The sequence below is a fragment of the Lysinibacillus macroides genome, assembly GCF_001281525.1.
Classification (GTDB): domain Bacteria; phylum Bacillota; class Bacilli; order Bacillales_A; family Planococcaceae; genus Lysinibacillus; species Lysinibacillus macroides.
In genome coordinates this window covers 27392-40114 of sequence record NZ_LGCI01000011.1, presented here as the reverse complement: position 1 = coordinate 40114, position 12723 = coordinate 27392, and the positions used below count along the sequence as shown (strand labels likewise).

General features: G+C 35.9%; 15 protein-coding genes and 1 pseudogene. 12 read left to right on the top strand and 4 right to left on the bottom strand.

Features of this window, described 5'->3' with window-relative positions:
• The first annotated feature begins 585 nt into the window (after nucleotides 1-585).
• Nucleotides 586-1056: a DUF2975 domain-containing protein gene (locus ADM90_RS20535; protein ID WP_053996752.1), complete on the top strand. Its 471-nt coding sequence runs from the start codon at nucleotides 586-588 to the stop codon at nucleotides 1054-1056.
• Nucleotides 1057-1168: 112 nt separating this feature from the next.
• Here ADM90_RS20535 and ADM90_RS25630 read toward each other — a convergent pair.
• Both ADM90_RS25630 and ADM90_RS20530 read right to left on the bottom strand, forming a co-directional pair.
• Nucleotides 1169-1240: pseudogene (locus ADM90_RS25630) on the bottom strand (hypothetical protein); the annotation flags it as partial.
• A 395-nt stretch (nucleotides 1241-1635) separates the two neighbouring features.
• Nucleotides 1636-2771 (bottom strand): IS3 family transposase gene (locus ADM90_RS20530; protein ID WP_152928030.1). Its coding sequence is split into 2 segments (ribosomal slippage): nucleotides 1636-2549 and nucleotides 2549-2771, totalling 1137 coding nucleotides; the frame shifts between segments, so codons are not numbered across the junction.
• A 244-nt stretch (nucleotides 2772-3015) separates the two neighbouring features.
• On the opposite strand from ADM90_RS20530, the gene ADM90_RS20520 reads away from it, so the two are divergent.
• The 11 genes from ADM90_RS20520 to tnpC all read left to right on the top strand — a co-directional run bounded on the left by ADM90_RS20520 (nucleotide 3016) and on the right by tnpC (nucleotide 10926).
• Nucleotides 3016-3303, top strand: a complete 288-nt coding sequence (locus ADM90_RS20520) for a hypothetical protein (RefSeq protein ID WP_053996751.1) — start codon at nucleotides 3016-3018, stop codon at nucleotides 3301-3303.
• 28 nt (nucleotides 3304-3331) lie between these two features.
• Nucleotides 3332-4009 (top strand): response regulator transcription factor, encoded by a 678-nt coding sequence (locus tag ADM90_RS20515; protein ID WP_053996750.1) that lies wholly within the window; start codon nucleotides 3332-3334, stop codon nucleotides 4007-4009.
• Nucleotides 4010-4212: 203 nt separating this feature from the next.
• Complete coding sequence (locus ADM90_RS20510) at nucleotides 4213-4944, top strand: HAMP domain-containing sensor histidine kinase (protein ID WP_235473758.1); 732 nt, start codon at nucleotides 4213-4215, stop codon at nucleotides 4942-4944.
• 145 nt (nucleotides 4945-5089) lie between these two features.
• The gene (locus tag ADM90_RS25410) at nucleotides 5090-5224 is read left to right on the top strand and encodes a hypothetical protein (protein ID WP_268766660.1); all 135 of its coding nucleotides are present in this window, start codon (nucleotides 5090-5092) and stop codon (nucleotides 5222-5224) included.
• A 92-nt stretch (nucleotides 5225-5316) separates the two neighbouring features.
• The gene (locus tag ADM90_RS20505) at nucleotides 5317-6030 is read left to right on the top strand and encodes an ABC transporter ATP-binding protein (RefSeq protein ID WP_053996749.1); all 714 of its coding nucleotides are present in this window, start codon (nucleotides 5317-5319) and stop codon (nucleotides 6028-6030) included.
• Nucleotides 6027-6776, top strand: a complete 750-nt coding sequence (locus ADM90_RS20500) for an ABC transporter permease (RefSeq protein WP_053996748.1) — start codon at nucleotides 6027-6029, stop codon at nucleotides 6774-6776. The genes ADM90_RS20505 and ADM90_RS20500 overlap by 4 nt, the downstream gene beginning before the upstream one ends.
• On the top strand, nucleotides 6773-7531 hold the full coding sequence (locus ADM90_RS20495) for an ABC transporter permease (protein ID WP_053996747.1): 759 nt from the start codon (nucleotides 6773-6775) through the stop codon (nucleotides 7529-7531). The genes ADM90_RS20500 and ADM90_RS20495 overlap by 4 nt, the downstream gene beginning before the upstream one ends.
• 127 nt (nucleotides 7532-7658) lie before the next feature.
• The gene (locus tag ADM90_RS20490) at nucleotides 7659-8339 is read left to right on the top strand and encodes a CPBP family intramembrane glutamic endopeptidase (RefSeq protein ID WP_053996746.1); all 681 of its coding nucleotides are present in this window, start codon (nucleotides 7659-7661) and stop codon (nucleotides 8337-8339) included.
• Nucleotides 8340-8613: 274 nt separating this feature from the next.
• A complete protein-coding gene (gene tnpA / locus ADM90_RS24385) occupies nucleotides 8614-8937 on the top strand; it encodes an IS66 family insertion sequence element accessory protein TnpA (protein WP_053993084.1) in 324 nt (107 codons plus the stop codon).
• Entirely contained in the window at nucleotides 8927-9283 is a 357-nt protein-coding gene (gene tnpB / locus ADM90_RS20480) for an IS66 family insertion sequence element accessory protein TnpB (protein ID WP_053994328.1), read from the top strand. Before tnpA ends, tnpB begins: the two co-directional genes overlap by 11 nt.
• Before the next feature lie 47 nt (nucleotides 9284-9330).
• Complete coding sequence (gene tnpC / locus ADM90_RS20475) at nucleotides 9331-10926, top strand: IS66 family transposase (protein WP_053993086.1); 1596 nt, start codon at nucleotides 9331-9333, stop codon at nucleotides 10924-10926.
• A 680-nt stretch (nucleotides 10927-11606) separates the two neighbouring features.
• On the opposite strand, the gene ADM90_RS20470 is transcribed toward tnpC, so the two are convergent.
• Entirely contained in the window at nucleotides 11607-12470 is an 864-nt protein-coding gene (locus ADM90_RS20470; RefSeq protein WP_053996745.1) for a TnsD family Tn7-like transposition protein, read from the bottom strand.
• 31 nt (nucleotides 12471-12501) lie between these two features.
• The coding region (locus ADM90_RS25265) for a transposase domain-containing protein (RefSeq protein WP_235473755.1) at nucleotides 12502-12723 on the bottom strand (222 nt) is incomplete at its 5' end.

The following is a 12723-nucleotide window of genomic DNA, read 5'->3' as shown; positions in this document are numbered from 1 at the left end:
CCTAAAGAAATGTGCCCGATTGTTGCGGATCATTGATTAAGAAAAGAAACTTTTCAATAAGGTCTTGTTGTATAACTTCCCTGAAGTCTTTCAGCAATTATATCCATACGAGAGTTTGGAATCTTAGCGTGTTCAAATAAAATGTTAACAGCAGGATTTTTCAGCATATATCCAGAGAGAGCCCTTTTCATACAGAGATTATTCACTAATCTAAGATATTGATATCTTTCCGAAATCTTAGTAACTAGTTAAAAATTAGATTTCATCAATTTAGTTTTTATGATTTACTGGGTGATTTTTCGCAAGTAACACCGCTCCAAGAACAGCTATGTGCTCCCATTATGTATTCTAAAGCGACTTAAACGAAAAGGCGCATTCCCCATTTTAAGAATTGCGCCTACTTGTTCAGTTACTTCATGATAAAACTGACAATAACTGAAGTATGATTCCCACATGATTATTAAGTAATCATTTGAATAACAACAATAATATAATAATAAACGAAATAAATATATTGATAAACGATAAAAAATAGACTAATATCGTATTAAATCATATTATCATTAAATCAATGAGGTGCTTCAAATGAATGTTAAACTAAGTTCAACTTTTTTCTTAAAGATCGTTGCTTTTCTAATGGGCATTGCGATACTTGCTGTGTGTATATACTGGTTACCTCAAGCAGCTATACAAGATGCAAAAGTGCGTCCAGGAGATTACTCGATATATCCATTGTTAATATGTGCCTATGGCGTATGCATGACGTTTTCTGTTGCGTTGTATCAAGCATATAAACTATTGAGTTATATCCATATAAACAATGCTTTTTCTGAGTTATCCCTTAAATCCTTGAAGGCTATAAAAAAATGTGCTTTTACAATTATTTTCTTCATTTTGTTGTTAATAGTTTACTTAAGGATTTTTGCTATGTTCACAGGTGAAGACGCAGCAGGTCCGATAGCACTTGGTCTAATAGCGATTTTTGTAATAGCTATCATCGCTGCCATTATAGACGTACTTCAAAAGCCCATAAAAAATATCCTAGAAAAAGTGTAGGTGTTTATTTTGCAAGTATACCTACTTTCCCTACTGAATTATGACCCTTAAATGAAAAATCAGTGCCTATTCTTTTGTAAAATAACACCCAAAATTTAGACACTATATTAAGTTAAGTAGCTAAGAAGGATTGAATTCGGTATAATACCGAGCTCAATCCTTTTATTTTCTCTTTTATACGTTTCTGATTTTAATATTCACTATACAGTACAAGTTCATGCTTATTATTCAACAATATGGCCTGATTGTTGAATATGAAAAACCCTGCTTTGAACTTTGTTTTAAATGATCAATCTCTTCATAATAATTAGTTCCTTTTTTAATTTGAATTGTAAATCAATCAATGTAATAAAGGCTATTCAATTATATATTGTATAATGATGGATCTAAGTCAAGATACCGGACACATAAAAGTTAAGTTTTTATTTTGTGGCAACCACCATTTATGGAGTGTTCCACATCCCGTGTAGCCAGTCAAAGGGAAAAGAGCCTTTGACAGACTTCATGGGATGTAGAGCGTGAAATCCATGGAGGTTGCGCCCAAAATATGAAGGGGAAGATTACTTGAACCCCCAAGTTTTACGACGCAGCTCGGCACATACTTTCGCATTCTTCAGGCGTAAGAAAGCCTATTGCACTATGAATGTGTTTGCGATTGTACCAACCTTCAATGTATTTAAATAGCGCCACTCGAGCTGTTTCATAATTCTCATACCGCGTTCGATATACTTCTTCCTTTTTTAATGTCGCATGAAAAGACTCGATACAAGCGTTATCGTATGGGCAACCTTTACGGCTGAACGACGGAATCATTTCGTGTTTTTTTAGTTTTTCTTGAAATGTTTCACTCGTATATGGCGTACCTAAATCGGTATGGATGATTAATCCTGGGGCTGGTTTTTGTGCTTGTACAGCGTGATCCAATGCCTCAACGACCAAATCTACGGTCATTTTTCGTCCAAACTTATAACCGACTATTTTCTTAGAATGTAAATCAAGAACCGACGCCAAGTAGCACCATCCATCGTGAATTGTATGAATATAGGTAATATCAGCTACCCATTTTTCATGAATCGTTGTTGTTTGGAAATCTTGTTCGAGTACGTTTTCACGCTCTTCCACGGGCTTTTGAGTTGGCGTCGGACGGTACTTTTTTGTGATGTTTGAGCGAATACCCGCTTTTTTCATGAGTCGTTGCACGCGTTTAATACTGACTTTCACGCCTTCCTTGAGTAACTGTGCATGAATTTTTGGCGCACCGTATCGTCCATCACTTTCTTTGTGAATGACACAAATACGCTGCGTAATTTTCTTGTTTTCAACTTCGTACACGTTCGGTTTCTTGTGGAAAGACTGGTAATACGTACTTTTAGGTACCTTTAAAACGCGACACATTAATTGAATAGGATAATGTTCGCTTTCGTTTTCAATATGGTCAATAAGTTCTTGTTCGGTTACTTTTTCGCGAATATGGTCATAGCCTTTTTTAAGATTTCAATCTCCTGCTTTAATCGAAGATTTTCTTTTTGGATCGTAGAAACTTCCGCTGCAGTTAATTCTTCTGCACCTTCAATAGGAGAGTGTAATTTAATCCATTTATAAATCGTTACTTCAGAAACACCATATTCGCTAGACAATTGACTGACCGGTGTACCAGAGCGATATAGCTCCACTACAGTTTGTTTAAATTCTTTATTGTATCGTTTTTGACGCATAAAACAGACACGTCCTCTCTCGATTATAATGATACTAACTTAACCAGAGTGTGTCCATGGCTCTATTCTACATTCAAAGTTGTTTAGCTAGAGTCTACTTATAATGAACATACTTATATTTTGTATAGAACTATATAATTATTTTTCTTCACTTTTTTTACCATCTTACATACTTTCGGTAGAATAGTGGTGGGAATACACTTTATTCCCAAATAAAATATTAAGCAAAGGGGAATTATTATTTATGACTGATTTTAGGCTTAGAATGAAGAAAAGTGTAGAAATTTTAGATATGAAGTTACAAAAAATTATTGATGCTAAAATGGCTATTGGGAGAAAAAAATTTTGGAGCGATACAAAAAGATATAAGTTGAACATGGAAACATTAACTTGGATTATAAATACAGATTCATTACTTTTTAAAAATGATAAAGATTATGAAGAATGCAAGATTAATTTTCAGAAAAAAATAGAAAGCAATTTCAAAGGCACACAAAAGCATCCAATTGTTACTGTAAATGATGCAAGATAAATTTGAAATTTAGAGAGGGAAATGTTACTTGAAAAGAAGCGTGTTATATATTGAAGATAATGAGAAAATAGGCAGTTGGGTAAAAGAAGAATTGGAACATCGAGGGTTTTCAGTTCAATGGCTGCTTTCAGGTGAAGGAGCCGAAAGAGAAGTTAATCAGCATGAAATAGTTATTTTGGATATCATGTTACCCGGGTTAGACGGATTTACTGTGGGAAAACGATTAAAAAAGGCAGCTCCTGCCGTTCCAATATTGCTGTTATCTGCTAGAACATCAATAGATGATAAGGTAGATGGTTTACAATTTGCTGATGACTATTTAACGAAACCATTCCATACGGATGAATTAGTTGCAAGATTGGAAGTATTAATCCGTCGAAGTGGTGGTATACATTCTGAACGAATTGCATTAGGAAATCATATTGAAGTAGACCCAGAAGTCCAAATGGTATATGACAAGTACACAGGAGAAGAAATTATATTGACAGGGAAGCAACATCAAATTTTAATGTATTTCTTACGCCATCCTAATCAAGTGTTACCAAAAGAGCAAATTTATGAAGCGATTTGGAACGAAACTTACATAACTGGTGATAAAACAATACTGGTGCATATCCATCGATTGCGTCAAAAGTTGGAACGTCATCCAGATTCCCCAGAAATTATTGAAACGTTGAAGGGAATAGGCTATCGGGTGAAACTATGAAACAGAATAGATCATTATTTCGTCGTTTTCTAAAAGTGCATTTTTTATTTATCTTTTTTCCTCCTCTTGTGCTTATTTTCTTCAGTGCGTTCGTTCCTGTTAGCACTGAAAAAGAAATGAATACGTTAAATCTGTTTTACTTTACCTTATTTTTGTTTGGTTTTATTATTGTCGCATTTGTTGTGAGGTCTTGGATGTTCTTCTTGAGACTTCATAAACGTCTCACCCGCTTACAGGAAGTCATGTCATTTTCAGCTAATAATAATTCATTTCCTAAACCAATATCTGTTCAAACGGGTCGTCTGGATGAAATAGACCAGTTAGGAAGTTCTTTTAATTGGATGATTCAGCAGCTTGAAGACAGTCGCAAGCGAGAATATGAAGAGGAATTATTACGCCATCGACTCATTGCGAATTTATCTCACGACTTACGAACGCCACTTACCATTTTGAGAGGACATATCACCAGATTAAATAAAGAATCAATGAGTTCTGAAGGGCAAGACTCATTAGCAGAGATGAACCATACGATTACAAGAGTCGGAAATCTAATGGATGATTTACTTTCCTATACATTGCTTACATCAGGGAAACATCCTTTTCATCCAACTTCAACAGATATTGTACGTTTAGTAAGAGCATCTGTCGCTGAGTGGTATCCTGCATTTGAAGAAAAAGAAATTCAGTTAGATGTTGATTTACCGACAGTGAAGACTTTTTATTGGGAAGCAGATCCTAAATGGATGAAACGAGTTCTGGATAATTTATTTCAGAATATTCTTCGCCATGCAGCAGAGGGAAAATATACAAACATTGTGGTTGATGTAGAAAAAGAACTAATCATTGTTGCAGACAGAGGTCCAGGTATGGATAACTCTTCCTATGAGGGTGGGTCGGGGATTGGTTTATCGGCTTTAAATCATATGTTGATGTAGAAAAAGAACTAATCATTGTTGCAGACAGAGGTCCAGGTATGGATAACTCTTCCTATGAGGGTGGGTCGGGGATTGGTTTATCGGCTTTAAATCATATGTTGATGTAGAAAAAGAACTAATCATTGTTGCAGACAGAGGTCCAGGTATGGATAACTCTTCCTATGAGGGTGGGTCGGGGATTGGTTTATCGGCTTTAAATCATATGTTGAAAAAAATGAAGCTGAAAGCTGACTTTACATCAAATGAAAATGGTACAAGAGTAGCTATTGGTAGAGCTTAACCTAAAGTTAACCCAGAAGTAAACAGCAAGATAAACGAGATTTAACTTTGCTTTTTTATAATTAGAACCATAACTGAAAGGGAGTGTTATGGTTGCTTACGATTAATAACTTAGTCAAACATCGCGGAACTCAAGAAATCTTATCAGGTATCAGTTTTAAAGCTAGACCAGGTAGAGTAACTGGTTTTTTAGGTCCGAATGGGGCAGGTAAAAGTTCTACACTTCGCATCCTGCTTGGATTAGATCATGCCACCTCAGGGAGCGCACTAATTAATGGAAAGCCATTCGCAGAATTACATAATCCTCTAGCAACAGTAGGTGCCGCACTTGATGGATTTGGAGCTCATCGTATGCGAACGGGACGTGCACATTTGCGTTGGATTGCTCGTGCCTCAGGATTATCTCGCTCACGGGTCGAGGAAGTTCTGGAAATAGTAGGTCTTACGAATGTAGCTGGTAAAAGAATTGGAAATTATTCCCTAGGCATGGGAAGAAGACTTGGAATGGCAGCTGCACTACTTGGTGATCCAAAAATATTGGTTTTAGATGAACCTGTAAACGGGCTCGATCCAGAAGGAATTCGTTGGATTCGGACATTTTTACGTGAACGCGCTGAGTCTGGAAACACGGTGTTACTATCCAGTCATCTAATGGGAGAGCTTGAAGAGACTGTTGATGATGTGGTGATTATTAATCATGGAAAAATCGTTGCAAATGGATCATTGAAAGAAGTAATAGGTAATCATTCCACGCTGGAGAAAGCCTTTTTTGCCCTGACATCTGAAAATACAGGTGATGTTGTATGAGAGCATTTAACGCAGAATTATCTAAATTGTTCTCTCTGCCGGGTATTTGGCTTGCCTTTCTTATTGGAGCATTTGCCCCAGCGGTCATTGCTGCCTTGGACAGTACAGCCCAAAAAGAGAAGATTATAGCTGGAGTTAGCACACGTCTATCAGAAGTTGGCTATATTGGTTTAGCTCTTGGTGTGCAAGGTGTCATTATTCTTGGTGTGCTTGCTGTCAGTAGTGAGTATTTGACAGAGAGCAGTGAGTCTGGTGGAGGGAATCAGATTACAACGAGTTTAACCGTTGTTCCATCTCGTTTCCACTTTTTGCTAGCAAAAGCAGGTGCAGTGACAGTGATTAGCATACTGCTTTCCATTGTTGCTATTCTAACAACTGTGTCAGCAACAAATCTTATTCTTGGTGAATACGCCCCTGCATTTGAAGCATCTAGACTGATTGGCGCGGTTTGTTACTGGATATTTACTGCTCTTTTAGCATTTGGGATTACGGTTCTAACTAAGAATGGCATTATCCCGCTTGCTGTGCTCATGATAAATTCATCTGTTGTGACAGTCTCTTACCTCCTTACTAAGGTTACAAAATTAGCGTTTTACTTACCAGATAAGGCTGGCTTTGATATGTTTATGTTTACGAGCGACAGTTTTCACACCCCATTCACAGGTGGTTTAATCATGTTTGCTTGGGTAGCTGTTCTTTTCATTGTCGCAGCCATTGTATTCCATAGGAGGGACGTTACATCATGAGTGTCTCTTCTAGTAGAAAGATAACACTAATCCTTGGTGCTGAACTGGAAAAATTAGTTACATTACCATTAATATGGCTCATTCTTATGGGGACATTCATTCTAAATTTAGTTTTAGCAGCAGCTTTTACTTCTGCTGGTCTACAAGGGGCAGCAGGAACGCAAAGTATACTGAAAATAGGACTTGCTTCTATGGGATATCTTCAAGCAGGGTTCATTATTCTAGGTATCTTAGCTACTTGTTCAGAGTATACGGGTGGACAGATTCGAACTACTTTAACTACGATCCCTTGGCGAGGGTTTCAACTATTCACGAAGCATTTAGCTTTGGCAATTGTAACCATTCCTTTGGCGTTTATTATTGCTGCATCAGGTGTACTATATGCTTTTATTATGATGAAAGACACAGCATTAGTGATTGAAATAGACGCTATGATAAAAACTTTAGTAGGTGCAACCGGCTATCTAACATTAACCACCCTTCTCAGTGCAGCTATAGGTGCTCTACTCAGACGAACCACTCCTGCTTTAGTGGTACTGCTTGGTCATTATTTCATTGTCAGTCCATTATTGAAAGATTTTTTACCCAGTATTAAAAATTATTTTCCGGATACGGCAGGATATTATATGTATATGCCGCCTTCCTCTGATGAAATAAATGTACTTACACCAATGCAAGGGACAGGTGTTTCAATGTTATGGACACTGATTTTTATTACAGTAGCTATTGTATTTTACCGTAAACGAGATGCCTAAGTTTAGGTTTCAGCAATTACCGGAAAAAGTGATTTATAAGATATACATAATAAACCTAAATAACGTTCCCAAATGTAATCTTGGTAAATATTCAAAAATAGAAATAACTACATTAATGGAGGTAGAAATGGAATCGCAATTAAGGGTTGAAAGTAAAGTGAAAAATAATGATGTAAAAGCAATGATAGGGTTTCTACTCATATTTTATTTGGTATGGACAATTAAAGAATTATGGTTAATTGACTACATTTATTCATTCGGTGAAATAATCTCCCCATTATTAGAGGCGTTGGTTAAGGGGTTCGTATGGATTGTTCCAACTTGGTTATACATAAAATATTATTTACATACTAACCCATTTGACTACTTAAGAGTAAACGTTAATGTTAAAAAAGGTTTATTTTGGGGAGTAGTTCTTTCACTGTTAGTTGGCTTATATTTTGCTTTTGAAACATATATCATTAATCAGCAATCATTTCAATTTTCATTATCCATTGATGATTACCTTAATGCTTTTCTTATGGCAGGGTTAGCCGAAGAAATTGTTTTCAGGGGATTAATTTTACAAGAAATCAATAAAAAAATGGCTTTTTGGAAAGCAAATATTGTAACTGCTTTACTATTTTTGGTCATTCACTACCCAATTTGGATTTACAATGATGGATTGTATGATTTCTTTATAGCTGGGACCCATATATATGTTTTTGCAATAGGTTTACTTTTTGGTTTTGTCTATAAAAAGACAGGTTCATTATGGTCGGTTGTGTTGTTGCACGCGTTGCATAATTTTTTTGTTACTATTATTTAGTGAAAAAATATATTATTAATTAACTAACGTGGTACTTTAGTGCAACAAGGATTTATAATGTATACATCAATAAACTAAAAAGCGTTCCCAAACGCAAGTTTTGGCGCACATTTAAAAACCATCAATGTTGTTAAAACAACGTTTCCCCGGCTTTTCTTATAAACATTATTTATACAGTTTTTTATACATGAGTAAGCGCCAAATACTACACACCTTCTAATAATTGCCGAGTTTTGTGATAATCACATTAACATCAATTGTTAGGAGGTTTTTTATGTCACCAGAGGAACGAAAACAGATGTGGCAAGAACGCATCGATGCCTGTAGATCCAGTGGAGTGCCAAGTGTAAAAGCTTGGTGTAAACAAAATCAAGTAGGTGTCCAAAGTATGTATAGCTGGATGAAACGATTGGATACTGAACCGACTCACGTCGCTTATCCTCTTACACAATGGGTTGCCATCGATTCATCCAATTCGATTGAAGAAACATCTACTTTAACAGTTAAGGTAGGAGATGTTTCAATTGAAATTAAAGAAGGCTTCAATCATGCACTTTTTAATGAAGTGCTTCAGGTTCTTCAGTCACATGTTAAGTAAAACACCCATTGAACGAGTCTATTTAGCGACGGGTTCAACAGATTTGCGAAAGTCGATCGATGGATTGGCAGCGATTGTTCAAATGAGTTTTCAACTGGATCCTTTCTCTTCCAATCTATTTGTCTTCTGTAATCGCAAACGAGATAAGTTAAAGATTCTCCATTGGGATCATAATGGGTTTTGGTTGTATTATCGCCGTCTTGAAAAAGGCATTTTTCAATGGCCAGACGAACAAACATCCAACCCTCAATGCATTAGTCCTCGCCAATTAAATTGGTTGCTTGATGGACTTCCATTAGAACAAAAACAAGCACATCAAAAAATGGATGCAAAATTTATCATTTAAAGAGAGTTGACAATCCATGTCACCTCTCTTTATGGTATTCTATTTTCATGGAAAAAAATACGCATGAACTACAAGATACAATTGAAGAACTCGCAGCAAAAAATGCGGATTTAGAAAAACAAAAAGAAGTCCTAGAGGCAAAAGTAAAATGGTTGGAAGAACAATTCCGACTAAGCCAACAAAAGAGATTCGGGACATCTAGTGAAAAAACAAATCCGGATCAAATCGAACTATCTCTTTTTAATGAAGCTGAAATCACAGCGGATGTAAAAGTGGAAGAACCTACGCTTGAAACGATTACGTATAATCGAAAGAAGTATGTAGGACAACGAGATGCGAAACTTGAAAACTTGCCTACGGAAACGATTCATTATCGTTTATCCGAAGAAGAGCAGGTCTGTTTGTGTTGCGGTGAAACTGTGCATGAAATGAGTACGGAAACGCGACGAGAATTAAGGATTATCCCTGCTCAAGTGAAAGTCGTGGAGCATATTCAACATATTTACAGCTGTCGTAAATGTGAACGTGAAGGAATCGAAACACCGATTGTCACAGCTAAAATGCCTGCGGCAGTTTTTCCAAAAAGTCTCGCTTCGCCTTCTTCAATGGCATATATCATGAATCAAAAATACGTAGAAGGAATGCCATTGTACCGAATTGAAAAACAATTTGAACGACTTGGTGTCTTTCTATCACGCCAAACGATTGCCAACTGGGTAATATATGGTTCAATGAAGTGGCTCTCACCGCTTTACAATCGCTTGCATGAGCTTCTACTTCAACTTGACCGTCTGCACGCAGACGAAACAACAGTTCAAGTTTTAGCAGAACCCGGAAAGGCTGCAAATTCCAAATCCTATATGTGGTTATACCGATCTGGCCGTGACATAACACCGATTGTTTTATACGATTACCAGACTTCGCGCCACAGTAAGCACCCAAAGGCATTTCTTAAGGGGTTTTCGGGATACCTTCATGTCGATGGTTATGCAGGATACCACGATTTGAAGAATGTGGAGTTAGTTGGATGTCTAGCTCACGCACGAAGAAAGTTCGATGAAACGCTCAAATCGTTGCCTGCCAATGTAGATAAATCTACAACTCTAGCGGCTGAAGGACTCCAATACTGTAATCAATTATTTAAAATTGAGAAACAGATAGATGAGGAAATCAAAAATTGTAGCCCAGAACAACGGAAAGAAGAACGTCAAAAACGCAGTCAACCCGTGTTGGATGCTTTTTTAGCATGGCTAAAATCAAAACGCCCTCAAGTTCCACCAAAAAGCAAACTAGGTGAAGCAATTAACTATAGTTTAAACCAATGGCCTAAACTTATTACCTTTATGAAAGATGGGCGTCTTGAAATTGATAATAATAGAGCGGAGCGTTCTATTAAACCATTCGTTATGGGGAGAAAATCGTGGCTGTTTTCCCAATCTATGAGAGGTGCAACTGCCAGTGCCATTATCTATAGCATTGTAGAAACTGCCAAAGAGAACCGGTTAAATCCCATGAGCTACTTAAACTATCTTTTTGAACAATTACCACAAATAGATCTAGATGATCAGGAAGCACTTGATCAGTTCCTTCCGTGGTCAAAAACCATTCCAAAGGAATGCCGTATTCCTGATAAAGTTAAGTAAAGAATACACCAATGCCCACCTGAAAAACTAGGTGGGCATTATTTTACGCTTACATACATGAAGCGTAAACACTTGATACACCAATATTTACACGATTATGGCTTAACGTTTATTTCCTAAGATTGTAATCAGCACTTTTCTGGCGCTAACGGGGCAGTTTAATACAACAAGCATTCTTGTTAAGATTTGAATGAAAAATCACAGGAATCAATATTCGTATAATCGACTTACGAAACATCAAAACAAAAAAGAGTCAATCTACAAACATTTGTAGATTAACTCTGCCATTATGATTGAACAGTAACAATTTAAAAAAACAGCCATAATTTAAAAGTGCCTTCCTTTATACAATAGAGGAAGGCACTAGCTTTTTAAGCCTAAAATCAACTAATTTTATTTTATATACCAGCCCTACATAAATTAGCTACTAACTTAAATATACTAGGGTACAATTGAGTTGTGTACACAACTTACTGAAGAGTTTCAATAAAGTTGTATACTAACAAATGTTCAAACCCGCATTCTTGTGTCTTTCTTATCTTTAAAATGACAATAAAGTCGTATACTTATTTTCATCAAATTAACTTATTTTGCAATAAACTGTTACAAAAAAGTTGTATACCAATACGAAAATTATGTACTTACATTATAGTTTAAATATGTTTCTTCACAGCTTTATTCTATAAGAATTTGTTATTATGGATAGTTACTAAATCCTCTATATATTTTAGTAATTTTTCTCGTTTCTCTATATTAATTCTAATATAGTTTTTAAGATTAGCTGCTTCAATAACCATATTTTTTGTTACAATCTCGTCTTTATATTTGGTATCCATAACAATTTTTATTCTTCTATGCCGAAAATCCTCAACCGTCTCTATATTCGAATTGATATACTTAGTAGTAAGTGGGTATTTTCCACTGAACAAACTATAACTTGCTTTGACATCAAGTAAATTTATTATCCCTGTCCTACTTTTCCTAACCAATCTCTTTAAATTTCCTTCATGTTCTGACCAACTATCTATTATTAATTTTGCTTTGCTTAGTAATTCTTTATCTCTCTCTAAGTAATCTATTTTTTCTCTATTACCAGTACTCCTCAAGTAAGGAGAATTGCGAATTAACCATTCTTTATCATATTGTAAAAGCCATCCGTATATTTTAGTATATGCTTTACCTAAGTCAGAGCGTGAATATTCTGGATTTTCTTTTCGGATTTTTAGAAATTCCTCTTTGTAGTACTCCGTTTTTAATTTTTGTTTGTTCATTAATCCTTCTTTGTTTTTTAATTGAACTGAAGAAAGATGCCCCCTATTCTTAATCCTTATTACTGTATCCCTAGATATATTTGCTAATTCCGCTATTTTGTTCAGTGTTAGATCTTGTTTAAGTAATTCATTAAAATTAAGTTCCCATACTCGGCCTCGCTTTACTATTCTTCTATGGAAATCCCTTATATCAAAAGGAGATTTTTCCCCTTCCTTAATTATGTACTCAAAACCGCAATTACACTTTATGAGTAAGCGTAAAATAATGCCCACCTAGTTTTTCAGGTGGGCATTGGTGTATTCTTTACTTAACTTTATCAGGAATACGGCATTCCTTTGGAATGGTTTTTGACCACGGAAGGAACTGATCAAGTGCTTCCTGATCATCTAGATCTATTTGTGGTAATTGTTCAAAAAGATAGTTTAAGTAGCTCATGGGATTTAACCGGTTCTCTTTGGCAGTTTCTACAATGCTATAGATAATGGCACTGGCAGTTGCACCTCTCATAGATTGGGAAAACAGCCA

What these genes read in the sequence shown, in the direction of transcription:
- ADM90_RS20535 (WP_053996752.1), top strand. Translation starts at nt 586, where the DNA reads ATGAATGTTAAACTAAGTTCAACTTTTTTCTTAAAGATCGTTGCTTTT.
- ADM90_RS20520 (WP_053996751.1), top strand. Translation starts at nt 3,016, where the DNA reads ATGACTGATTTTAGGCTTAGAATGAAGAAAAGTGTAGAAATTTTAGAT.
- ADM90_RS25410 (WP_268766660.1), top strand. Translation starts at nt 5,090, where the DNA reads ATGGATAACTCTTCCTATGAGGGTGGGTCGGGGATTGGTTTATCGGCT.
- ADM90_RS20500 (WP_053996748.1), top strand. Translation starts at nt 6,027, where the DNA reads ATGAGAGCATTTAACGCAGAATTATCTAAATTGTTCTCTCTGCCGGGT.
- ADM90_RS20495 (WP_053996747.1), top strand. Translation starts at nt 6,773, where the DNA reads ATGAGTGTCTCTTCTAGTAGAAAGATAACACTAATCCTTGGTGCTGAA.
- ADM90_RS20490 (WP_053996746.1), top strand. Translation starts at nt 7,659, where the DNA reads ATGGAATCGCAATTAAGGGTTGAAAGTAAAGTGAAAAATAATGATGTA.
- tnpA (WP_053993084.1), top strand. Translation starts at nt 8,614, where the DNA reads ATGTCACCAGAGGAACGAAAACAGATGTGGCAAGAACGCATCGATGCC.
- tnpB (WP_053994328.1), top strand. Translation starts at nt 8,927, where the DNA reads ATGTTAAGTAAAACACCCATTGAACGAGTCTATTTAGCGACGGGTTCA.
- tnpC (WP_053993086.1), top strand. Translation starts at nt 9,331, where the DNA reads ATGGAAAAAAATACGCATGAACTACAAGATACAATTGAAGAACTCGCA.